Here is a 22,101-nt window from a genome sequence, read left to right as displayed (position 1 = left end):
CCGTCTGCTCGCTCGGACGGGGCCGACTCTGCTGGCCCGGGACCGGCCGGCCGATCCCGCCAGCCGGTCGGTCCGGTGTCGGGCTGGCCCGACACCGGACGGCGGCGGGCGGGCAGACGCACACCGGGTCCGCCCTCTCGCGGGAGAGGGCGGACCCGGTGTGCGGTGGAGCGGGCTCAGCCGGCGGCGGGGGCCTCCGGGCGGCCGGCGATGTAGCGGGCGATCGCCGCCACGGCGCGCCGGTTGTCGTACTCGGGCTTCCAGCCCAGCGCCAGCGAGGTGTCGATCGACAGCACGTGGGCCTGCCCCAGCATGAGCAGCTGCTCGGCCGCGATGACCCGGTACCGGGTGGCCACCGCGCCGGCCTTGATCAGCGGGTAGGGGACGTGCACCCGGCGCACCCGCGGCAGCTCGAGGGTCTCCTCGATGACGTCGACCCACTGGTCGATGGTCAGCGGGCCGGGGCTCGCGGCGTTGTACAGCCCGGTCGCCTGCTCCTTCACGATGAGCGCGAGCAGGCCGGCGGCGTCCTCGACGTGGACCATGTTGGTCGCGTGGCCGCCGGTGCCGGGGACGATCGCCAGGCGCCGCTGGGTCATCGACTGGACGAAGCCGCGGAACAGGCCCTCGCGGCCGACGCCGCCGATGATGCACGGCACCATCGTCGCGGTCGGGTTGTCCATGGCCTCGACCAGGCGGTACGCCTCCAGCTTGGACCGGCTGTAGACGCCCGTGCCCCGCATCGGCGAGGTGGTCTCGTACACGGGCAGCCCGGTCTGGTCGTACATCATGCTGGTGCCGACGTTGAGGAAGTGCCCGACCCGGCCGGAGTAGCGGCCGACGAGGTTCTCGGTGGCGACGACGTTGTTGCGGCGGAAGTACTCCCGCTGCGCGAAGCGGGGGAGGTCGGCCGACACGTACTGCACGGCGGCGGCGTGCACGACGGCGTCGACGTCGGGCAGCCCGGCGGTGAACGCGGGGTCGGCCAGGTCACCGACGTGGTCGACGGCGCCGACCCGGTCGGTGGTGACCACGGTGTGGCCGTCGTCGCGCAGCCGGCCGAGCAGCGGACGGGCGAGGAAGCCGGCGGCGCCGGTGACCAGGACCCTCACTGCACGACCGCGGCGCTGGTGGGACGGGCGACGAGGATGACGCCGAGGATGATGACGAGGATCCCCACGATCTTGAGCACGCCCAGTTCCTCCCGGAAGAGCAGGTAGCCGAGGACGGCGTTGACGACGTAGCCGATGGAGAGCATCGGGTAGGCGACGCTGACCGGCACGCGGGAGAGGACCACGATCCACACCGCGACGCTGACCACGTAGGAGAGCAGCCCGCCGAGGATGTAGGGCTGGAAGACGATCCGGAAGACCGTCTGCACCGGACCGTCGGGGGACACCAGGGTCCCCAGGGCGTTGGTGCCGGCCTTGATGAGGAGTTGCGCTCCCGCGTTGAGCAGGACGCCGATCAGCACGAGACCGAAGCTCGCTGGAGTCATGTCACACCTTCCGTTGAACGCGCCCACGATAGGCAGGTGGGACGGACGGGTCCGGACCCCCGCGTCGGCACGCCGGGCCGCGGTCCCCACCGGTCACACGTGGCCACACGCACCCCTCCGCCCCCGGGGGCGGGTGTGGCGGGGCGCTGCTCGCCCCGGGGCCTGCGGCGCACCCGGGTCCGGACACACCGCGGCCCCGCTCTCACGGGGAGAGCGGGGCCGCGGTGCTGTCTCAACCAGACGTGCACCCGAAGGGATTCGAACCCCTAACCTTCTGATCCGTAGTCAGATGCTCTATCCGTTGAGCTACGGGTGCGGACTGTGCAGTTGTCGTGCGCGGAGGCTCCGGGATTTGAACCCGGGATGGGGGTGAACCCAAACCGCATTAGCAGTGCGGCGCCATAGACCGGACTAGGCGAAGCCTCCCGGGGTCCGAGTTCCCCCGGTACCACCGACGGAGAGACTACCAGCGGCCGCGGCGGGGCTCCCAGCCCGGGGGTCCCCCGGGCCGGGAGCGCAGGTCAGACCGCCACCCGCTCGGCCAGGCGCACCGGCACGGGACGGCCAGGCACCAGGGTGACCAGCACGGCCGCGGCGGCGCCGGCCACGGCGAGCAGGAGGCTGCCGGTCACGCCGGACGGGCCGTCGATGAGCGCGCCACCGAGGGCCGCACCCAGCGCCGAGGCGCCGGTGGCCATGGTCGACAGCCAGGTGAACGCCTCGGTGGTGGCCGAGGCCGGCGCCAGCGCGCCGACCAGCGAGCTCTGCACCGTCAGCGTCGGGGCGATCGCCGTCCCGCCGAGGAACAGCAGCGCCCCGAGCACCCACGGGCTCGACGCCGCGGCGAGCGGCGCCAGGCCGATGGTGACGCCGAGCAGCAACCACCGGTACTGGCGCGGCAGCGAGGCGCTGACCACGCGGGCGCCGAACCACAGGCCGCCGGCCACCGAGCCGAGCGACCACAGCGCCAGCAGCAGGCCCGACATGCCCGGCGAGCCGGCCTCGTCGGCGAAGGCGGGGATGGCCACCTCCAGCGCACCGAAGCCGAGCATCAGGGCCGAGCCGCTCACCAGGACCCGCGGCATCCCGGGCGTGAGCACGGTGGCGAATGCGCTGGTGCGCTCCGCCGCCGGGACCGGCACCCAGCCGCGCATCGCCGTCGACGTGGCGATGGCCAGCGCGCCGGTGGTCGCCAGCGTCCCGGCGACGGCCAGCGCCCACGCGGGGGCGGCCAGCACGGCCAGGGTGGCGACGACGGTCGGCCCGGCCACGAACACCAGCTCGGTGGCGGTGGCGTCGAGGGCGAACGCGGTGGTGCGCACCCGCGGGTCGACCCGCGACCACAGCGCGCGGACGGTGCCGGAGACCAGCGGCGTCCCCGCGCCGGCGGCCGCGGACGCGGCGAGGACGGCCGGCGTGGACGCGCCGCCGAGGACGGTGAGCACCAGCAGCGCCAGCAGCAGCGGGTAGGCCGCGGCCTGCGCCAGCAGGACCGGACGGGGGGTGCGGCGGTCGGCCAGCCGGCCGAGGACGGGGGCCATGGCGGCCATCGCCAGGCCGTAGGTGGCCGAGGCGAGACCGGCGACGGCGTAGGAACCCGTCTGCTGCTGCACCATGAGCAGCAGCGCCAGCGGGACCATCGCCGACGGCAGCCGGCCGGCGAAGCCGGCGAGCAGCAGGACGGGGGCGGAGGGCAGACGCCAGACGGACAGGTACGCACGCACGACAGAACTCGTTTCGACTTGCAGGCTGAGAGCGGAACAGTAGGGAGTCAAACGCCGTTGACCCCCTACGAAGTCCCGAGGTTAGCAACCGGTCACCGACCGGGCGGTAGGGAGTCATATGAACTACGACACCTACGGGTCGAACGCGGTGGAGCTGGCGATCGACCTCGCCAACACCGACCGCGACGGCGACCCGGACTGGGCCGGCGCCTTCCTGCGCGCCCACGGGGAGTGGTTCACGCCCGAGACCGGCCTGGACCTCTCCCCCGCGGAGTCCCGCCGGGCCGCGGCCACGGCCGACCTGGTCCGCGCCGTCGCCGTCGCCGAGTCGCAGGAGGCGGTCCTCGCCGGGCTCAACGAGCTCCTCGCGCTGGCCCGCCCGCGTCCCTACGCCACCGACCACGACGGCGAGCTGCACCTGCACTACGCCCGTCCCGACGCCCCGGCGCTCGAGCAGCTGACCACGACGGTGGCGATGGGCCTCTCGCAGGTCGTGGTGCAGCACGGCTGGCAGCGGCTGGGCGTGTGCTCGGCCGAGGGCTGCGACGACGTCTACGTCGACACCTCGCGCAACGCCAGCCGGCGGTACTGCTCCAACACCTGCGCAAGCCGGTCGTCGGTCGCGGCGTACCGGGCCCGCCGCAGGGCCTAGGCCCGCGCGCCGCGGCGGGACCGTAACGTCCGGCGGGTGACCCCGCTGCGGCTGCGGTACTGGGACGCCCGGCTCCACGCGGCGATCGGCGCGCTGCCGGAGTCCCCGGCCGACCGGTGGCTGCGGCGGCTGAGCACGGCCGCCGACCACGGGCGGCTGTGGTTCGTCCTGGCGCTGCTGCTCGGCATGCGGCGCGGGCCGCTGCGGCGCGGCGCCGTCCGCGGGGTCGGTTCGCTGTCGATCGCCAGCACCGTGGTCAACGCCGTCCTCAAGCGGCTGTTCGGGCGGGTGCGGCCCGACCTCGCCAACATGGCCAGCCACCGCCGGCTGCGGCGGGCGCCGCACACCTTCTCCTTCCCCAGCGGCCACTCCGCCTCCGCGGGCGCCTTCGCCACCGGCGTGGCCCTGGAGAGCCCGCTGGCCGGGGCGGCCCTCGGGCCCCTGGCCCTGGCGGTCGGCTACTCGCGGGTGCACGTCGGCGTGCACTACCCCGGCGACGTCGTCTCGGGGCTGGCCATCGGGGCCGGGGTGGCGCTGGCCGGTCGCCGGTGGTGGCCGGTGCGGCCGACCGAGCCGGCGCGGGTGCGGCCCGCGCGGTCGGCCCCCGCGCTGCCGGGCGGCGAGGGGCTGGTCGTGGTGGTCAACCGGCGGTCGGGACCCGAGGGCCACGACCCCGTGGCTGAGGTCCGCCGGCTGCTGCCGGCCGCCGAGGTGCACAGCGCGACACCGGGCGGCGACCTCGCCGCGGTGCTCCGGGAGGCGGCCCGCTCCGGGCGGGCGCGCGCCCTGGGCGTGGCCGGCGGCGACGGCAGCGTGGCGGCCGCCGCGGCGGTGGCGCTCGAGCACGGCCTGCCGCTGGCCGTCGTCCCGTCCGGGACGCTCAACCACTTCGCCCGCGACCTCGGCGTCGAGACGCCGCGCGAGGCGGCCCGGGCGGTGGAGGACGGGCGGGCGGTGTCCGTCGACGTCGCCGAGGTCAACGGCACCCCGTTCCTCAACACCGCGAGCATCGGCCTCTACCCCGACGTGGTGCGGCGGCGCGACGCGCTGTCCGGCCGGCTGGGCCGGTGGCTGGCCACGGCGGTCGCGGCCGCGCAGGTGCTGCGGGCCGGGACGCCGGTGTCGATGGTGCTCGCCGGCCGCCCGGTCGACGTCTGGATCCTCTTCGTCGGCAACTGCCGGTACACCCCGCGCGGACTGGCGCCGGCGTGGCGCCCGCGCCTGGAGGACGGCGTGCTCGACGTCCAGTACCTGCGCGCCGACGTCCCGTTCAGCCGCACCCGCGCGGTGCTCGGCGCGCTGCTGGGCGTCAGCGACCACAGCTCCGGCTACGCCTCCTCCGCCACCCGCGAGATCACCGTGCACCTGTGGTCGGGCGCGCAGCCGGTGGCCTACGACGGGGAGACCGGCGCGGCGTCGTCGACGTTCGTCTTCCGCAAGCGGGCGCCGCTGACGGTGTACTGCCACCGCACGTCCTGACCGGCGCCGACGGCGGGCGGCCACCGAGCGCGCGGTGGACGTGGTCACTAGGTTCCGGAGCAGGGTGTCCTCGCTCGCTGGCGGGCAGGGGGCACGCAGCCAGTCCCGTCGACGGAAGAGGTCCTCCATGTTGGTCCGCCGGATCGCCCGGCCCCTGCTCGCCGCGTCGTTCGTCTACGGCGGCATCGACACGCTGCGCAACCCGCAGACCCGCGTCCCGGGTGCGGCGCCGGTGGTCGAGACGATCACCAGGACCGCCGACGAGCAGCTGCCGGTGCAGGTGCCGCGCGACGTCGAGCAGTGGGTGCGGATCGACGCCGGCGTCAAGGTGGGCGCCGGCTCGCTGCTGGCCCTCGGCAAGCTCCCCCGGCTGAGCGCCCTCGCACTGGCCGGCAGCATCGTGCCGACGACGCTGGCCGGGCACCGCTTCTGGGAGCACGAGGACCCCGAGGAGCGCTTCGGCCAGATCTCCAACTTCCTCAAGAACCTCGGGCTGCTCGGTGGGCTGCTGATCGCCGCCGTCGACACCGAGGGCCGCCCGTCGGTGGGCTACCGCGCCCGCCGCGCGGCCAAGCGGGCCGCCGACAGCACCGAGCGCGGGTACGAGAAGGCCGCCCGGCGCGCCGCCAAGGCGCAGCGGAAGGCCGAGAAGAAGGCGAGGAAGGCGACCAGCTGAGCACTCCCCTCCCGCCCGCGGCCGCGCTCCGGAGGATCGCCTTCCTCCTGGAGCGCGCCCGCGAGCCCACGCACCGGGTCGCGGCGTTCCGCACCGCGGCCGCCGTCGTCGACGCGCTGCCCGAGGGCGAGCTCGACCGGCGGATCCGCACGCGGACGCTGACCGACCTGCGGGGCATCGGCCCGAAGACCGGCGCCGCGATCGTGCAGGCGCACGCCGGTGAGGTCCCCGAGTACCTGGCCCGCCTCGAGGAGGCCTCCGCCGAGCTGGTACCCCTGGCCGACGACGTCGCCGAGTTCTGCCGCGCGCTGCGCGGGGACCTGCACACCCACTCGGACTGGTCCGACGGCGGCAGCCCGATCCGCGAGATGGCCGAGGCCGCGATCGCGCTCGGCCACGAGTACGTGGCGCTGACCGACCACTCGCCCCGGCTGACGGTGGCCAACGGGCTGACCGCCGAGCGGCTCGAGCGCCAGCTCGACGTCGTCGCCGCGCTCAACGAGGAGCTCGCCCCGTTCCGGATCCTCACCGGCATCGAGTGCGACATCCACCTCGACGGCAGCCTCGACCAGACCGACGAGCTGCTCGGCCGCCTCGACGTCGTGGTCGCGAGCGTGCACTCCGACCTGCGCGCGGAGTCCGCCGCGATGACCGAGCGGATGCTCGCCGCCGTCGCCAACCCGCACACCGACGTGCTCGGCCACTGCACGGGGCGGCTGCTCATCCCGCGCGAGCAGCGGGAGGGACGGCGGCAGCGGCCGCGGCCGGAGAGCGCCTTCGACGCCGAGGCCGTGTTCACCGCCTGCGTCGAGCACGGCACCGCCGTCGAGATCAACTCCCGGCCGGAGCGCCTGGACCCGCCGCTGCGGCTGCTCGCGCTCGCCGTCGAGCTGGGGTGTGAGTTCGCCATCGACACCGACGCGCACGCCCCCGGCCAGCTCGACTGGCAGGGCAACGGCTGCGAGCGCGCCGTCGAGACGGGCGTCGACGTCGACCGGGTGGTCAACACCTGGACCGCCGACGAGCTGCTCGAGTGGACGGGCTAGCGCGGGACCACCACGGCGGGGTCGAGGTCGGCCGGTGACGTCGCCCCGGCCAACGCCAGCACGTGCCGCAGGTCGGCGGCCAGCTCCTCGAGCACCGCGGTGACGGCGGCGGCTCCCCCGGCGGCCAGCGCCCACAGCACCGGCCGGCCGACCAGCACCGCGGTCGCGCCCAACGCGAGGGCGACCAGCGCGTCGGTGCCGCTGCGGACACCGCCGTCGACCAGCACCGGCACCCGGCCCCCGACCGCGGCGACGACGTCGGCCAGGGCGTGCGCGCTGGGCAGCGCCCGGTCGAGCTGGCGCCCGCCGTGGGTGGAGACCACGACCCCCGCGGCGCCGGCCTCCACGCAGCGCAGCGCCTCGTCGCCGCGCAGCACGCCCTTGACCACGACCGGCAGGCCGCCGACCTCGGCCAGCCGGCCGACGACGTCCGGCGTCAGGGAGGGGTCCTGCTCGGCCGCCTCGCGCCCGACCGTGCCGGGGACCAGGTGGCGGGCCAGGTTGACCAGGTACTCGTCGTCGGGGATGCCGATCCGCACGCCGCCGACGCGCTGCTTGCGGCCGACGTGCGGGGTGTCGACGGTGAGCACCACGGCGCCGGCGCCGGCCGCCGCGGCCCGCTGGACCAGCGCCTCGGTGAGGCCGCGGTCGCGCATGACGTAGGCCTGGAACCACCAGGGCCCGGGTGCCGCCGCGGCGACGTCCTCCAGCGGGCGGGAGGCGCGAGTGGAGACGACGGTCAGACAGCCGGCGTCACCGGCGCCCCGGACGGTGGCGCACTCGCCGTCGGGGGAGGCGAGGGCGTGGAACGCCATCGGCGCGACGGCGAACGGCGAGGCCAGGTCGGCGCCGAGGACGCGGGTCCGGAGGTCGACGCGGGAGACGTCGCGCAGCACGCGGGGGCGCAGCCGGAAGTCGCGCCAAGCGGCCTCGGCCTCCCCGACGGTGACCTCGTCGCCGGCGCCGGCCTCGTAGTACTCCCAGGCGTCGGGCCGCAGTGCGGTGCGCGCCCGCTCCCGGAGGTCGGCGAGCAGCGCGAGCACCGGGCGAGCCTAGGGCCGGCCCCGGTCCTGCGGGGCCGGCAGCCGCACGACCGGCGCCTCGAGCGACAGCTCGTCGTCCCGGCGGCGCAGCCACGCGGCGGGCAGCACCAGGCGCGGGGCGACACCGACGAGGACCGCGACGAGCACGGCGACGCCGGCCAGCGCCTCACCGCTCTCCTCCACGAACGTGGCCATCGCCGCCCACTGCTGGCCGACCAGCCCCGACACCGCCGACAGCCCGACCGCGGCGACGGCGTAGAGGCCGAGGCCGGTCAGCACCCGGCGCCGGTCACGACGGTCGGCGCGGCTGAGCACGGCCAGCACGGCCAGCACCGCGACGGCGAGGAGCGCGCTGAGGGCGACCGCCCCCGCGGTCGACGTGCGCGCGGTCAGCTCCGCCATGACGGTCATGTGCACGGTGCTGCCGGCCTTGACGGCCGCGATGCCTGCGGTCACCACCCCGACGGCCAGCCACCAGGTGCGCCGACCGGGGTTGCGCGCCGCACCCGCGACGGCGGCCAGCGCCGCGGCGGCGAACAGCGCGGCGACGTAGACGCGCGGCAGCGACCACGGGGCGTCCATGGACAGCGCGTTCGCGAGCTCGCCGCCGGTGCGGCGCAGGCGCAGCACGTAGCCGACCGCCTCGAGGGCGACGGCGAGGAAGGCGAGCGCGATCCCGACCGGGGGCAGCGGCACCCGGCGGCGCCCCGCTCGGGCGACCCCCGCGGTCAGCGGCCGCTCGACCCCGGTGCCCGGCGACCGCTCGTCGGCCAGCCGGATCCCCCGTCCCAGGACGACGCCGAAGACGACGGCGACGACCACCCACGCGGCGAACCCGCCGACGATCCACGTCCACACGCGGGCATCATCGGCACGGAGCGGCCCGGACGTGACCGTCCGGTCACACCACCGGGTCAGGTGGGACGGCTGTGCCGGCTGGTGTCGGACGGTGGCCCGACGGCGAGCCCCGTCAGCAGCCGGTCACTCAACGTCACCGGACGTGACGTGCGTCGCCCGCGATCGCGGACGGTCCAGAGCCGTCCGTCCCGTCCCGCCGTGTGAGCTTGACCACGAGGTCCGTCATGAGTGAGCGCGCCGGACACCCTCCGCAGGGAGGCGGTGGCTGAGCGTCTACAGGTCGTGTCGCGGTCACTCTCCGGCACCGACCGCCTTGGCAGACTCCCCTCCGCCGCCCCTCAGCGCCGAGAGGCGAGGACCGGCGACAGCTACACCCATGGGGGAACTACCGTGCTCGACACCACACCCGCGCGCCCGCACACCCGGCACGACCGACTCCCCGAGCGCCGGTGGATGACCCCGGCCGGCGGGGTCCTCGTCGTCGCGGCGCTGCTGGGCACCACCCTGCTGCTGCCCTCCCTGTCCGACCGCGGTGCCGTCGCGGGCATCTCCACCGTCGTCGCCGTCCTGCTGCTGGGAGCCGTGGCGCTCGTCTGGCCGAGCACCAGCCGCCGGGGACCGCTGTACACGGCCGGCCAGCTGGTCCTCCACCTGACGCCGGTGCTCCTGCTGACCACGGTCTTCCCGCTGGTCGACACCGAGATCAGCAGCGCCCGCATCGGCGGCGTCGGCCTGACCAGCGTGGTGCTGGCGTCGTCGATGACCGTGCCGTGGCTGAGCCAGTCGGTGTGCATGCCGCTCTACCGGGGCATCGGCGACACGCTGCACCGCGAGGACAGCGACGCCCTGCTGGCCAGCTTCTGCCGGGCGTGGCCGCTGATCGCGCTGCGCTCGCTGTCGGTGGTCGCGCTGTTCGCCGTCCCCGTGCAGCTGGTGCTGGACTGGCCGCTGCAGGTCCTCGGCGCCTACCTCGTGCTCACCGTCCTGCACCTGCTGTTCGTGCAGCTGCTGGTGATCACCAACCGGCCCGACCACCGGGGGCTGTGGGCCGCGGCCTGGACCGCCTACGCCGTCGCCCTGTTCCTCGCGCCCACGGTCTGGGCACTGCCGCCCCTGGCCGGCATCCTCGTGCTGCTCGTCCCGCTGCGCCGCCACGTGCGGCAGCTGGCCGACCCGCTGGTCCTCGACCGCCGCGACGTCGCCGCCGACCTGGTGCGCGGCCTGCTGCTGGGTGCGGTCCTGTGGGCGGACAAGTTCGTCTTCCTGCTCGCCGCGGGCCGCGACTTCGCCGTCGACGTCGTCTTCCTCGCCCTGCTGCCGGCGATCCTGGCCTACAACGCCTACTTCGTCCTCTTCGCGCCGCGCTTCGACCGGGAGGTCGCCACCATGCGGTCGGCGATGGAGGACGAGCCGCTGGAGCGGCTGCACCGCCACTCGTCCCGGCTGACCCTCACGATCCTGTCCGGGGTGGTGAAGACCGGCGTCGTCGGCGCCGCGCTCGCCCTGGTGGTCACCGGCGGCGTCGTGCTGTGGGACCGCGGGTCGGCCCCGCTCGCGGCCGCGGTCGCCGTGGCCTCCTGGGCCTTCATGATGACGACGGTCGTCTCCTACAAGCTCGACTACGTCGGCCAGCAGCGGGTCGCCCAGGTCATCGGCGCCGCGCACCTGACCGCCGTCGTCGCGGCGTTCGCGCTGCTGCCGTCCGGCACGACGGTCTACCTGGCCCTGGCCGGCGTCGAGCTGCTGCTGCTGGCCCTCGCGGTGCGCGACTGCACCCGGCACTGGGGCCGGCCCGAGTACAGCCTCTTCTGGCGGCACGCCACCTCCTGGTGAGCCGGGGCGCCCCGCGCGCCCGCTCCCTCCCCCCGCCCCTCCGCGCACCGAGCCCGAGCACGAGGAGACCCGTCCGGATGGACACCCAGCAGGCCCACGAAGACGTCGACGTCGCGATCGTCATGGAGTCGACCTACCCGTACCTCAAGGGCGGGGTCTCCGCGGTCGTGCACGACATCGTGGTGGAGAACCCGGACCTGACCTTCGGGATCATCCACATCACCTGGGACTCCAGCAGCCCCACCGAGGACCTCTACGGCGTCCCGTCCAACGTGCGCTGGGTGCACCCGCTCTACCTGAGCATGGACGAGCACAAGGAGGACTTCCGCGACCTCAAGCCGGGCGACCTGCGGATGCGCAGCCGGGCCAGGACCGCGCTCGCCCACCGGGTGTTCGACGCGCTGGAGGGCATCGTCGCCGGTGAGACCGAGCCGGTGTGGTCGCTCTACGACGAGGGGATGAACCCCCGCACGCGGCGGTACCCGCTCTGGGCCCTGCTCGGCACCCAGGAGTTCATGCAGGTGCTCCAGCAGCGCTGCACCGGCCTGGGGCTGTCACTGGTGGACACCTTCTGGCTCCTGCGGGAGTTCTTCTCCCTCGCCTGCGCCGTGCTCGGCAACGACCTGCCGCGCGCCCGGGTCTACCACGCCCACACCACCGGGTACGCCTCGCTCATGGGCGCGGCGGCGGCCCGGCAGAACGGCGGCCGCTTCCTGCTGACCGAGCACAACCTCTACGTCCGCGACACGGTCAACCTGATGCTCGACCGGGACATGGCGCTGCCGGTCACCGCCACCGACTGGCGCACCTTCGACGTCCCGGCCCGGGAGCGGGCGTGGATGACGTGGTGGATCGAGATGGGGCGGTTCTGCTACCCCAGCGCGGAGGTCATCACCTACCTCTACCCCAAGGCGATCACCGAGGCCGCCGACCTCGGCGCGCCGGTGGAGAAGAGCGTGGTCATCCCCAACGGGATGGTGCCGGCGGCGGTCGAGCCGGCCTACCAGCAGCGGCTGCGGGCGCTCGAGGAGATCGTCGCCGGCCCGGCCGAGCGCACCTGGCGGCTGGCCTACATCGCCCGCCTGGTCCCCATCAAGGGCATGCTCGACCTGCTCGACACCGTGCACATGCTGCTGCAGCGCGGGATCACGGACTTCCACCTCGACGCCCTCGGGCCCACCGACCACTTCCCGGAGTACTACGCCCAGTGCCTGGAGAAGGTGGAGCGGCTGGGCCTGTCGGAGCACGTGACCTTCCGAGGCGTGGTGAACGTGCGCGAGGAGATCGGCAGCTACGACCTGCTCGTCCTGCCCAGTTACAACGAGGGCCAGCCGATCGTGGTGCTCGAGGCGATGACCGCCGGCATCCCGACCGTCGGCACCGAGGTCGGTGGCATGGCCCAGCTCATCGACGACCCGCTCACCACGGAGGCCGGGCACACCTGGGGGCCGGCCGGCATCCTCGTCGACCCGCTGCACAAGTCGCCCAACATGGCCGAGCAGCTGGCCGAGGGCCTCACCCGGGTCATGCGGGACCCCGCCCTGTACGCGGAGTACGCCCGCAACGCCCGGGGCCGGGTCGAGGACTTCTTCCAGCTGAGCGACGCGATGCGGGCCTACAACGACCTCTACCGCGAGCTCGGCGGCCTCCCCGCGCGCGAGGACGCCGCGGTCCGCGGTCCCGGTGCCGGCGTCGCGCCGGTCCTCGAGGCGGTCCTCGAGCCCGCCGTGGCCGAGGCGCCGGTGCACGCCGACATCGTCCCGCGCGCCCGCCGGCCGCGCACCGGGTTCCCACGGCTGCGCCCGGCGACCTAGGATCCGCGCACCCGTCAGCGTCGACGGGTGCGTGGTCAAGGACCGCGCAGGACGTGCCGATGGAGTCGCCGTGGCCTCCCTGTCCCTGCTCGCCGCCCTGCTGGTCCTCCCCTGGCTGCTGATCGCCCGCCGCCGCCCCGCCGCGCCGCCCTCGAGCCGGGTGCCGGCCTGGACGCCGCCCGCCCCCCGGCAGCCGGTGCGGCCGTGGACCGACCTCGACGACTGGTGGCGCGAGGCCTCGGCGCTGCCCTCCCGCGCCCCGCGACCGGTGCCGCACCGGGCCGCCGCCCCGCTCGAGGTCTGAGAACCACGCCGCGGTCCCCGTCCCCGTGTGACGGGTGTGACAGCTGCGCCCGATCGATGGACGCAGCGCTTCGTGGTTGCTTGACTACTCCTCGCACACGGACGTGCCCGGACCCGTTCCGCTCCCCAGGGAGGGTGGCCGGTCGTCCCCTGGCGAGCCGCGGTCCCCGCGGCGGGAGAGGCCCAGCGTGGGCAGGCACACGTCCCCGGACTCCTCGGCACCGACCCGCACCCCGCGGCCCCCGCGGGAGCGCGGCCGGCACCTCCGCTGGCCCGCGCTGGTGCTCGGCGCCCTCCTCCTGGCCGGGCTGGTGACCGTGGTTCCCTCCGGCACCCCGGCCGACGGCGCGACGACGCCGGCGGCCGCCCGCGCGGCCGCCGCCCGCTGCACCGACTGGTCGAGCTGCGCCCGCACCGCGGCCCGCACCGCCGGCGTCGTCCTGACCGCCGGGCGCGTCCGCCCCGCGACGCCGACCACCAGCGCACCGACCACCAGCGCACCGACCACCGCACCGACCACCAGCCCGCCGAGGACCACCGCGCCGGTGAGCAGCACGCCGACGACGGCACCGGCACCGTCCACGACGAGCAGCACGACCGCCGGAGGCACGACGACCGGCACCGCGACCGCGACCCCGTCGGTCCCGCTGACCGCCGTCTCGTACGCGGCCAGCGACGAGATCGTCGCCAACCCCGAGCGCGGCTTCACGCACTACACCGAGTCCCGCTGGTCCCCCGACGGCGGCGCGCACACCCCGCTGGACGTCACCACGCTGCGGACGTGGCGGACCGCCGAGGCCGTCACCGTCGTCTACCGCGTCTACTACCTGGGCGGGCTGGTCGACCGGGACGCGATCGACCAACGGTTCCTCGACCAGGTCGCCGCCGACCTCGCCACCGCCCGCGCGGCCGGCGTCAAGCTCGTCGTCCGGTTCGCCTACTCCCCCGACGACGGCCGCGACGCCCCGCCGGCCCGGGCGGTGGGCCACGTCCGCCAGCTCGCGCCGGTGCTCAACGCCGCCTCCGACGTCGTCCTGGTGCTGCAGGCCGGCTTCGTGGGCCGCTGGGGCGAGTGGTACTACTCCGACTCCTACGCCTCCGACCCCGCCCGGCCGTGGGCGCTCACCGACGCCGACTGGGCCCGCCGCGGGCAGGTCCTCGACGCGCTCCTCGACGCCACGTCGCCCGACATCTGGGTGCAGGTGCGCTACCCCTCGATCGTCGCGCGGCTGGTGGACGGCGCCGACGCCCGCCGGGTCGGCGTCCACAACGACTGCTTCCTGGCCAGCGACACCGACATGGGCACCTTCGCCACGGCGGAGGAGCGCACCTGGCTGGCGACCGCGTCGGCCACGGTCCCGGTGGGCGGGGAGACCTGCGGCACCAACGGCACCCGGTCGCAGTGGAGCACCGCCGCGACCGAGCTGGCCCGCTACCACTGGAGCTTCCTCAACGCCGACTTCCACCGCGCCGTCCTCGACTCGTGGGGCCAGGCCGGCCTGGACACGGCCGCGCGGTCGCTGGGTTACCGGCTGCGCCTGGTGTCGGGCGCCTTCCCCGCCACGGCACGGCCGGGCCAGACCGTGCGGGTCGAGCTCACGCTCACCAACGACGGCTACGCCGCCCCGCTGTCCGGCCGGCCGGTGCGCCTAGTGTTCGGCACGGGCCCGGCGGCGGTGGGCGTCCCCCTCGGCGTCGACGTCCGGTCGTTGGCGCCGGGGACGACGCGGACCTTCCGCGTCGACGTGCCCGTGCCCGCCGCGGCGGGCGCCTGGCCGCTCGCGCTGGTCCTGCCCGACGACGCGCCGTCGCTGGCCGGGGACCCGGCCTACGCCGTCCGGCTGGCCAACCAGGGGCTGTGGGACCCGGCCACCGGCCGCAACGACCTGCGGCACACCGTCACCGTCGGCTGACCCCGGCCGAGGCGTCGCGGGCCCGTGACAGGCTGGGGGCCATGGTCACCCGCCGTGGCGCCTGGATCCGCTACCAGGACCCCCTGTCGGACGAGCAGCTCGACTTCGCCGTCGCGCACTACCAGGCCGCGATCCTGCAGCCCTGGGAGGCCGAGGCCGCCGGCCGGCTCAAGGAGCAGCGACCGGACATGACGGTGCTGGCCTACAAGTGCCTGTCCTCGGTCCGCGACTTCGAGCAGGGACCGGTCTTCACCTCCGGGGTCAGCCTCGAGGAGGCCGAGGAGGCCGGCGAGGAGTGGTTCGCCCACCGCGAGGACGGCAGCCGCATCCAGTGGGCCACCTACCCGGGGCACTGGCAGATGGCGGTGTGGGAGCCGGACTACCGCGAGCGGTGGTGCGACAACGTCGCCGACTTCCTCGAGGACACCCCGTGGGACGGCGTCATGGCCGACAACGACGTCTTCGACGACTACTACGGGCTGCGGCCGCCGCTGGAGGGCGGCCGGACGATGGCCGACCTGCGCCGCACGATGGACCAGTTCGTGCCCGAGGCGGGCAAGCGCCTCAACGGGATGGGCAAGGTCCTGGTGCCCAACATCGCCGAGTCACGGCGCGACCCGGGCCGCTGGGCCCGGCACGCCGCCTACGGCGGCGGCTTCGAGGAGGTCTTCCTCGCCTGGGGCCCCGACCGGTACCTCGACCCCGCCAGCGCGCTGGCCCAGATGGAGGAGCTCAGCGGCCCGGGGATCAGCATCCTGCGGACGGCGACCGACGGCCGCGACGACCACCCGAACTTCCTCTACGGGCTGGCCGCGGTGGTCGTCTTCGGCGCCGGCGAGCAGGTCTGCTTCTCGGCCACCGACCACGACGGGTACAGCGGGACGCCGTTCCGCCCGGAGCTGGAGTGGGACCTCGGCACCCCCGTCGAGGGCCCGCAGCAGAAGGGCAACGCCTGGTCACGGGAGTTCACCGACGGCTGGGCCGGTGTGAACCTCAACGAGAGCAAGCGGCGCAAGGTCACCCTGTCCGTGCCGCCGGGGCTGCGGGGCGCCGACGGGGAGCCCGCGCCGGCGAAGGTGACCCTGCAGCCGCACGAGGGCGTGGTCTACCGGCGCTGAGCGCGGCTCAGACCGCGGCGGCCCGGGTCGACGTCCAGCCGGCCCACGCCGAGGCGACCATGTCGTGCAGGTCGTGGCGGGCCTCCCACCCGAGGACGTCGCGGATGGTGTCGGCCGAGGCGACCACCCGCGCGGGGTCGCCGGCGCGCGGGGGGACGACGACGGGCTCGGCCCACGCCTCCTCCGCCGTCCCGGTGACCGCGCGGACGGTGTCGACCACCTGCCGCACCGAGACGCCCTCCCCGCGGCCGATGTTCGCCGTCAGCGCGCGCACACTCCCCCCGGCGAGCGCCCGGGCGGCGGCGACGTGCGCGGTGGCGATGTCGGCGACGTGCACGAAGTCGCGGATGCAGGTGCCGTCCGGCGTCGGGTAGGAGTCACCGAACACGAGCGGGGCCTGCCGGCCGGCCAGCCGCTGGAAGACCATCGGCACCAGGTTGGACACGCCGCGGTCGGTGAGCGCGGGGTCGGCGGTGCCGGCGACGTTGAAGTAGCGCAGGTTGGCGTAGCGCAGCCCCGTGGCCGCGGCGACCTCGGCGATCATCCGCTCGCCGACGAGCTTGGTGGTGCCGTAGGGGTTCAGCGGCCGGCACTCGGTGTCCTCGCCGACCAGGTCCGCGTCGGGCATCCCGTAGACCGCCGCGCTCGAGGAGAACACGAGGTCGGCCACGCCGGCCGCCACGGCCTGCTCGAGGAGCACCCGCAGGCCCTCGACGTTCTCCCGGTAGTACAGCAGCGGCAGGCGCACCGACTCCTCGACCTGCTTCTTGGCCGCCACGTGCACCACCCCGGTGACGCCGTGCTCGCGCAGGGTCCGCGCCACCAGGTCGCCGTCGAGCACGCTGCCGACGACGAGCGGGGTGCCGGGCACACGGGCGGCGTCGCCGGTGGAGAGGTCGTCGAGGACGACGACGGACTGCCCCGCCGTCCGCATGGCCGCGACGACGTGGGAACCGATGTAGCCGGCACCGCCGGTCACGAGCCAGGTCACCGACCGAGCCTAGGTGCCGCGACGCCCGCGTCCGGGGTCGATCCCGTCACACGCCGGCCGCGGTGGGTTGGTGAGGTGCCCGCCGCCACCGTCGGGCCGGGAGCGCGCACCGGCACTACGCGAGGACCACCGCGACCCTCGTCACGTCCGGCGTGGTCGGTGTGAGCTCGTCGTACGGACGCTCGGTCCCGACCCGGTCCGCGACACGGATGCTCCTGCCGAGCAGCACGCCGAAGGCGACGGCGACGACCACCCAGGTCAGGAGCCCGACGACGATCCACAGCAACGCATCCACACCGGTAGTCCACCGCACGAACGGGACCAGGCCGTCACAGCACGGGTGTGCCTGGGGCGCGCGGAGACGTCGGGTCGAACGGGGCGAGTGAGACGACCACGACCGTCCCGGGAGCCCCTCGGGCCGCGGCTCCACCACGCTGCGGCGGCCCCGCGGCCCCTCAGCTCGCGCGGCGGCCCAGGGCGCGGTAGGTCCAGCCGGCGGCGGTCCAGGCCTCCCGGTCCAGGGCGTTGCGGCCGTCGAGCACCCGCCTCTGGCGCACCACCGCGCCGAAGGCGACGGGGTCGAGCTCGCGGTACTGCCGCCACTCGGTGAGCACCAGCACGGCATCGGCCCGCTCGGCGGCCTCCTCCGGCGTCGCGGCGAAGTCCAGGTGCGGCCACTCCCGGCGGCTGTTGTCGATCGCCGCGGGGTCGGTCACGCACACCACCGCGCCCTGCAGCTGCAGCTGGGCGGCGACGTTGAGCGCCGGGGAGTCGCGGATGTCGTCGGAGTCGGGCTTGAACGCCGCCCCCAGCACGGCCACCCGCTTGCCCAGCAGCGAGCCGTCGAGCACCTCGCGGGCGAGCTCGACCATGCGGATGCGGCGGCGCATGTTGATGTTGTCGACCTCGCGCAGGAACGTCAGCGCCTGGTCGGCGCCCAGCTCGCCGGCGCGGGCCATGAACGCGCGGATGTCCTTGGGCAGGCAGCCGCCGCCGAAACCCAGCCCCGCGTTGAGGAACCGCCGCCCGATCCGCTCGTCGTAGCCGATCGCGTCGGCCAGCTGCTTGACGTCGGCGCCGGTGGCCTCACACAACTCCGCCATCGCGTTGATGAAGGAGATCTTGGTGGCCAGGAAGGAGTTGGCGGCGGTCTTCACCATCTCGGCGGTCGCGTGGTCGGTGGTCACCTTCGGCGTCCCGCGGGCCACGATCGGCGCGTAGACCTCGTCGAGGAGAGCCTCGGCGGTGGCCGCGTCGGCGGGGTCGGCGGGCAGGCCGTAGACCAGCCGGTCGGGGTGCAGCGTGTCGCGGACGGCGAACCCCTCGCGGAGGAACTCCGGGTTCCAGGCCACCAGCGCGCCGGGGACCTTGCCGCCGACCACCTCGGCCAGCTGTGCGGCCGTCCCCACCGGGACCGTCGACTTGCCGGCCACCAGCTCGCCGGGCTGCAGCACCTCGAGCAGCGACTCCACCGCCGCCTCCACGAACCGCATGTCCGCGGCGTACTCCCCGTGCTTCTGCGGGGTGCCGACGCACAGGAAGTGCACCCGTGCCCCGGCGGCGTCGGCGACGTCGGTGGAGAACGACAACCGTCCCGAGCCCAGCGAGTGCTGGAGCAGCTCGTCGAAGCCGGGCTCGTAGAACGGTGACCGGCCGGCACACAGCGCGGCCACCTTGCGCTGGTCGACGTCGACGCCGACCACCTCGTGCCCGAGCTCGACCATCGACGCCGCGTGGACGGCGCCGAGGTAGCCGCAGCCGATGACCGAGATGCGCATCCCCGCTCCTCCGTGCCGGACACTTCGACACCGAAGTGCACCACGACGCCGGACGGAGCGCCCGGGGAAGGCCGGGTCGGGTGACCGGCTCAGGGAGCCGGCCGCACCACACCGCACCGGCAGGCGTAGAGGCTGGCGCCGCTGAAGGCGTCCTCCCCGACCCAGCGGAACCGGTGCCGGTGCCAGCGCCGCCGCGCGCCCGGGCCCGGAGGCTCGGCCGGCGGGACCAGGGACACGCGGTGCATGGTGCCCGACCGGAGGGCCGGGCGGAACGCCTCTCAGCGGGGCAGCGAGGACAGGTGTGCGTCGAGGGCGGTCCGCCAGTCGCGGGGCCGGAAGCCGGTGGCCTCGAGCCGGGCGAGGTCGAGGACGCTGTTGCGGGGCCGCGGCGCGAGGCCGACCTTGCCGGCGGTGTACTCGGCGGTGCTGACCCGGCGGACGTCGCGGGGGTCGCGCCCGCGGGCGGCGAAGACCACCTCGGCGACGTCGGCCCAGGACGCCGGCTCCCCGCCGCAGGTGCAGTTGTAGGTGCCCGTCTCCCCGCGCTCCAGGAGGTGCCCGACGGCGGCGGCGAGGTCCTCGGCGAAGGTGAGCCGGCCGACCTGGTCGTCGACGACGGCCGGGCTGACGCCGCGGTCGGCGAGGTCGGCCATCGTGCGCACGAAGTTGCGCCCCTCCCCCACGACCCACGTGGTGCGCAGCAGCAGGTGCCGGTCGAGCGCGGTGACGAACCGGTCGCCGTCGGCCTTGCTCTGTCCGTAGACGCTCAGCGGCCGGACCGGAGCGTCCTCGGGGATCGGGCCACGGGCGCGCCCGTCGAAGACGTACTCGCTGGAGAAGTGCACGAGCGTGGCCCCGCGGTCGCGGGCGACGCCGGCGAGCGCGCCCACGGCGTCGACGTTCACCGCCTGCACCAGGTGCCGGTTGGCGGGGTCCTCCGCGGCGTCGACCTGCGTGTACGCCGCGGCGTTGAGCAGCAGGTCGACCCCGGTCCAGTCGTGGCCGGCGACCGCGGCCGGGTCGGTGAGGTCCAGCGCCGTCCGGTCGAGGGCGCGCGCGTCGGGGAAGCGGCGCGCCAGCGCCCGGCCGACCTGCCCCCGGGCACCGAGGACGACGGCCGTCACTGGCCGCGCGCGGCGTAGGCCGCCTCGACCCGGTCCTTCAGCGGCCGCCACCAGTCCTCGTTGTCGCGGTACCAGGCGATGGTGGCGGCCAGCCCCTCGCGGAAGTCGGTGTAGCGGGGCCGCCAGCCCAGCTCCTCGCGCAGCTTGGTCGCGTCGATGGCGTAGCGCAGGTCGTGCCCGGCGCGGTCGGTGACGGAGTCGAAGGCGTCGGCCGGCTGCCCCAAGAGCTCGAGGATCGTGGCGAGCACCGTGCGGTTGTCGACCTCGCCGTCGGCACCGATGAGGTACGTGTGCCCGGTGCGGCCGCGGGCGAGGACGTCGTGCACCGCGGTGTTGTGGTCGTCGACGTGGATCCAGTCGCGCACGTTGTGACCGGCGCCGTAGAGCCGGGGCCGCCGGCCGTCGAGCACGTTGGTGACCTGCCGCGGGATGAACTTCTCCACGTGCTGGTAGGGCCCGTAGTTGTTCGAGCAGTTGGAGATGGTGGCCCGCACGCCGTAGGACCGCACCCACGCGCGCACCAGCAGGTCCGAGGCGGCCTTGGTCGAGGAGTAGGGGCTCGAGGGGTTGTACGGAGTCTCGGGGGTGAACCGGTGCGGGTCGTCGAGCTCGAGGTCGCCGTAGACCTCGTCGGTGGAGACGTGGTGGTAGCGGACGTCGTGCCGGCGCACCGCCTCCAGCAGCGTGTAGGTGCCGACGACGTTGGTCTGCAGGAACGGCGCGGGGTCGGCGAGGGAGTTGTCGTTGTGGCTCTCGGCGGCGAAGTGGACGACGGCGTCGCTGCCGCGGACCAGGTCGTCGACGAGCGCGGCGTCGGTGACCGAGCCGTGGACGAAGGTGATCGCCTCCCGGACGCCGGCCAGCGAGGCCTCGTTGCCCGCGTAGGTGAGCGCGTCGAGGACGGTCACCTCGTACTGCGGGAAGCGCTCGACGGTCTGGTGGACGAAGTTGGCACCGATGAAGCCGGCCCCACCGGTCACCAGCAGACGACGGATCTCGCTCACGGACGCCAGGGTGTCAGACCTCCGGACCAGAGCCGGGGACCCGCTCACCCCGAGGGATGAGGTCAGTGGCGGGCGGCCGCGCCACCTGGACATCCTGGTCCGACGACGCGGGGGGACGGGGGCGCGATGACCAGGGACGACGCCGGGCTCGAGGGCCCGCCGGCCGACTCGGACGCGCCGGCGGGGACACCGGACGGCCGGGACCGCCCCCGCTCGGGCCGGCGCCGGGGGCTGCGCCGGTTCCTCACCGCGCTGGCCGTGCTGCTCGTCGTCGGGGTGGCCGTGGTCGGCGGGGGCCTGTGGTACCTCACCGACCGCTACGCCGGGAACATCGACCGCGTCACCGACGTGTTCGCCGGGCTCGACGAGGAGGCGCGGCCGGCGCCCGCCACGCCCGCCGAGGACGCCGGCGAGGCACCGGTCACCTTCCTGCTGGTGGGCACCGACAGCCGCGGCACCGCGGACGAGGGCATCGCCGAGGGCGGCCGCTCGGACGCGATCATGATCGCGCGGGTCTCCGGCGACCGGCGGCACGCGCAGCTGGTGTCCATCCCGCGCGACTCGTGGGTCGAGATCCCCGGACACGGCCGGGACAAGATCAACGCCGCCTACGCCTACGGCGGCCCGTCGCTGCTGGTCCAGACCGTCGAGCAGGTGACCGGGGTCCGCATCGACCACTACGTCGCGATCGACTTCGAGGGCGTCGTCGAGGTCACCGACGCCCTCGGCGGGGTCGACGTCGTCGTCGCCGAGACCACCACGTGGGGTCCGTACACCTTCGAGGCCGGCGTCAACCACCTCGACGGCGACCAGGCGCGCTGGTACTTGGGGCAGCGCTACGGCCTGCAGGGCGGCGACTTCGACCGCGTCCGCCGCCAGCAGCAGTACCTCGAGGCGGTCTTCGGCCAGCTGTCCGCCTCCGGCGCGCTCAGCGACCCCGGCCGCCTCGACGCCGCGCTGCTCGCGGTCACCCGCGCGGTCGCCGTCGACGACACCCTGGGCAACGCCGACCTGCTGGGCCTGGCGTACTCCCTGCGCGACCTGCGGCCGGAGGACGTCGACTCCTTCACCGCGCCGGTGCTGGGCACCGGCACCGAGGGCTCGGCCAGCGTCGTCTACCTCGACGAGGTGACCGGGGAGCGGATGTGGTCCTACCTGCGCAACGACTCCCTGTCGCAGAACGCCGACGAGTTCGGCGGTCAGGCCCTGCCCGACGTGCCCCGCTGAGGCGCGTCCTCCCGGGACCG

21 protein-coding genes and 2 tRNA genes are annotated in these 22,101 nt (G+C 74.9%); 10 read left to right on the top strand and 13 right to left on the bottom strand.

The genetic code is table 11. The annotated features are described in order from the left end of the window. Nucleotides 1-176 precede the first annotated feature (176 nt). The 5 genes from ACI780_RS15610 to ACI780_RS15590 all read right to left on the bottom strand — a co-directional run bounded on the left by ACI780_RS15610 (nucleotide 177) and on the right by ACI780_RS15590 (nucleotide 3,222). Nucleotides 177-1,112 (bottom strand): NAD-dependent epimerase/dehydratase family protein, encoded by a 936-nt coding sequence (locus ACI780_RS15610; protein WP_456869080.1) that lies wholly within the window; start codon nucleotides 1,110-1,112, stop codon nucleotides 177-179. Next, nucleotides 1,109-1,498, bottom strand: coding sequence for an SMR family transporter (locus ACI780_RS15605; RefSeq protein WP_089405908.1), 390 nt, complete (start codon nucleotides 1,496-1,498; stop codon nucleotides 1,109-1,111). Before ACI780_RS15605 ends, ACI780_RS15610 begins: the two co-directional genes overlap by 4 nt. A gap of 243 nt (nucleotides 1,499-1,741) precedes the next feature. After that, nucleotides 1,742-1,814: transfer RNA gene (locus ACI780_RS15600), tRNA-Arg, on the bottom strand. Nucleotides 1,815-1,835: 21 nt separating this feature from the next. Beyond that, nucleotides 1,836-1,924 (bottom strand) — tRNA-Ser (locus ACI780_RS15595). Nucleotides 1,925-2,019: 95 nt separating this feature from the next. Next, complete coding sequence (locus tag ACI780_RS15590) at nucleotides 2,020-3,222, bottom strand: MFS transporter (RefSeq protein ID WP_457004009.1); 1,203 nt, start codon at nucleotides 3,220-3,222, stop codon at nucleotides 2,020-2,022. Between the two features lie 118 nt (nucleotides 3,223-3,340). On the opposite strand from ACI780_RS15590, the gene ACI780_RS15585 reads away from it, so the two are divergent. The 4 genes from ACI780_RS15585 to ACI780_RS15570 all read left to right on the top strand — a co-directional run bounded on the left by ACI780_RS15585 (nucleotide 3,341) and on the right by ACI780_RS15570 (nucleotide 7,075). After that, nucleotides 3,341-3,874 (top strand): CGNR zinc finger domain-containing protein, encoded by a 534-nt coding sequence (locus ACI780_RS15585; protein WP_089405906.1) that lies wholly within the window; start codon nucleotides 3,341-3,343, stop codon nucleotides 3,872-3,874. Between the two features lie 36 nt (nucleotides 3,875-3,910). Next, the gene (locus ACI780_RS15580) at nucleotides 3,911-5,353 is read left to right on the top strand and encodes a phosphatase PAP2 family protein (protein WP_457004007.1); all 1,443 of its coding nucleotides are present in this window, start codon (nucleotides 3,911-3,913) and stop codon (nucleotides 5,351-5,353) included. A 127-nt stretch (nucleotides 5,354-5,480) separates the two neighbouring features. Beyond that, on the top strand, nucleotides 5,481-6,029 hold the full coding sequence (locus ACI780_RS15575) for a DoxX family protein (protein WP_089405904.1): 549 nt from the start codon (nucleotides 5,481-5,483) through the stop codon (nucleotides 6,027-6,029). Beyond that, nucleotides 6,026-7,075, top strand: coding sequence for a PHP domain-containing protein (locus ACI780_RS15570; protein WP_457004035.1), 1,050 nt, complete (start codon nucleotides 6,026-6,028; stop codon nucleotides 7,073-7,075). Before ACI780_RS15575 ends, ACI780_RS15570 begins: the two co-directional genes overlap by 4 nt. On the opposite strand, the gene ACI780_RS15565 is transcribed toward ACI780_RS15570, so the two are convergent. Both ACI780_RS15565 and ACI780_RS15560 read right to left on the bottom strand, forming a co-directional pair. Continuing rightward, complete coding sequence (locus ACI780_RS15565) at nucleotides 7,072-8,118, bottom strand: alpha-hydroxy acid oxidase (protein WP_457004005.1); 1,047 nt, start codon at nucleotides 8,116-8,118, stop codon at nucleotides 7,072-7,074. The genes ACI780_RS15570 and ACI780_RS15565 overlap by 4 nt on opposite strands. 9 nt (nucleotides 8,119-8,127) lie before the next feature. Next, on the bottom strand, nucleotides 8,128-8,976 hold the full coding sequence (locus tag ACI780_RS15560) for a hypothetical protein (RefSeq protein WP_457004004.1): 849 nt from the start codon (nucleotides 8,974-8,976) through the stop codon (nucleotides 8,128-8,130). 390 nt (nucleotides 8,977-9,366) lie between these two features. Between ACI780_RS15560 and ACI780_RS15555 the strand changes: the two genes are divergently transcribed. The 5 genes from ACI780_RS15555 (at nucleotide 9,367) to ACI780_RS15535 (ending at nucleotide 15,957) form a co-directional block, all read left to right on the top strand. Continuing rightward, the gene (locus ACI780_RS15555) at nucleotides 9,367-10,809 is read left to right on the top strand and encodes a hypothetical protein (protein WP_457004003.1); all 1,443 of its coding nucleotides are present in this window, start codon (nucleotides 9,367-9,369) and stop codon (nucleotides 10,807-10,809) included. Nucleotides 10,810-10,886: 77 nt separating this feature from the next. Then, a complete protein-coding gene (pelF, locus tag ACI780_RS15550; protein WP_457004002.1) occupies nucleotides 10,887-12,623 on the top strand; it encodes a GT4 family glycosyltransferase PelF in 1,737 nt (578 codons plus the stop codon). Between the two features lie 70 nt (nucleotides 12,624-12,693). Continuing rightward, nucleotides 12,694-12,927: a hypothetical protein gene (locus ACI780_RS15545; protein WP_457004000.1), complete on the top strand. Its 234-nt coding sequence runs from the start codon at nucleotides 12,694-12,696 to the stop codon at nucleotides 12,925-12,927. A gap of 187 nt (nucleotides 12,928-13,114) precedes the next feature. Next, nucleotides 13,115-14,839 (top strand): DUF4832 domain-containing protein, encoded by a 1,725-nt coding sequence (locus ACI780_RS15540; RefSeq protein WP_457003998.1) that lies wholly within the window; start codon nucleotides 13,115-13,117, stop codon nucleotides 14,837-14,839. A gap of 41 nt (nucleotides 14,840-14,880) precedes the next feature. Beyond that, nucleotides 14,881-15,957 carry a putative glycoside hydrolase gene (locus tag ACI780_RS15535; protein WP_457003996.1) on the top strand — a complete coding sequence of 359 codons (1,077 nt, stop codon included), beginning with the start codon at nucleotides 14,881-14,883 and terminating at the stop codon, nucleotides 15,955-15,957. 7 nt (nucleotides 15,958-15,964) lie between these two features. On the opposite strand, the gene galE is transcribed toward ACI780_RS15535, so the two are convergent. The 6 genes from galE to rfbB all read right to left on the bottom strand — a co-directional run bounded on the left by galE (nucleotide 15,965) and on the right by rfbB (nucleotide 20,854). Further along, nucleotides 15,965-16,948, bottom strand: coding sequence for a UDP-glucose 4-epimerase GalE (gene galE, locus ACI780_RS15530; RefSeq protein WP_457003994.1), 984 nt, complete (start codon nucleotides 16,946-16,948; stop codon nucleotides 15,965-15,967). Nucleotides 16,949-17,063: 115 nt separating this feature from the next. Then, a complete protein-coding gene (locus ACI780_RS15525) occupies nucleotides 17,064-17,243 on the bottom strand; it encodes a hypothetical protein (RefSeq protein ID WP_457003992.1) in 180 nt (59 codons plus the stop codon). Between the two features lie 160 nt (nucleotides 17,244-17,403). Then, nucleotides 17,404-18,726 (bottom strand): UDP-glucose dehydrogenase family protein, encoded by a 1,323-nt coding sequence (locus tag ACI780_RS15520; protein ID WP_457003990.1) that lies wholly within the window; start codon nucleotides 18,724-18,726, stop codon nucleotides 17,404-17,406. Nucleotides 18,727-18,815: 89 nt separating this feature from the next. After that, nucleotides 18,816-18,962: a hypothetical protein gene (locus ACI780_RS15515; RefSeq protein WP_176450111.1), complete on the bottom strand. Its 147-nt coding sequence runs from the start codon at nucleotides 18,960-18,962 to the stop codon at nucleotides 18,816-18,818. A 42-nt stretch (nucleotides 18,963-19,004) separates the two neighbouring features. Beyond that, a complete protein-coding gene (locus tag ACI780_RS15510; protein WP_457003987.1) occupies nucleotides 19,005-19,850 on the bottom strand; it encodes an SDR family oxidoreductase in 846 nt (281 codons plus the stop codon). Further along, nucleotides 19,847-20,854, bottom strand: coding sequence for a dTDP-glucose 4,6-dehydratase (gene rfbB, locus ACI780_RS15505; protein WP_457003985.1), 1,008 nt, complete (start codon nucleotides 20,852-20,854; stop codon nucleotides 19,847-19,849). The genes ACI780_RS15510 and rfbB overlap by 4 nt, the downstream gene beginning before the upstream one ends. 126 nt (nucleotides 20,855-20,980) lie before the next feature. Here rfbB and ACI780_RS15500 point away from each other — a divergent pair, with 126 nt between their 5' ends. Then, nucleotides 20,981-22,081 carry an LCP family protein gene (locus ACI780_RS15500; protein WP_457003983.1) on the top strand — a complete coding sequence of 367 codons (1,101 nt, stop codon included), beginning with the start codon at nucleotides 20,981-20,983 and terminating at the stop codon, nucleotides 22,079-22,081. Nucleotides 22,082-22,101: the final 20 nt, after the last annotated feature.

This window comes from Geodermatophilus sp. SYSU D00814, from assembly GCF_054050055.1.
Note: the sequence above shows the minus strand (reverse complement) of the source record. Positions and strands in the feature narration are given on the sequence as shown.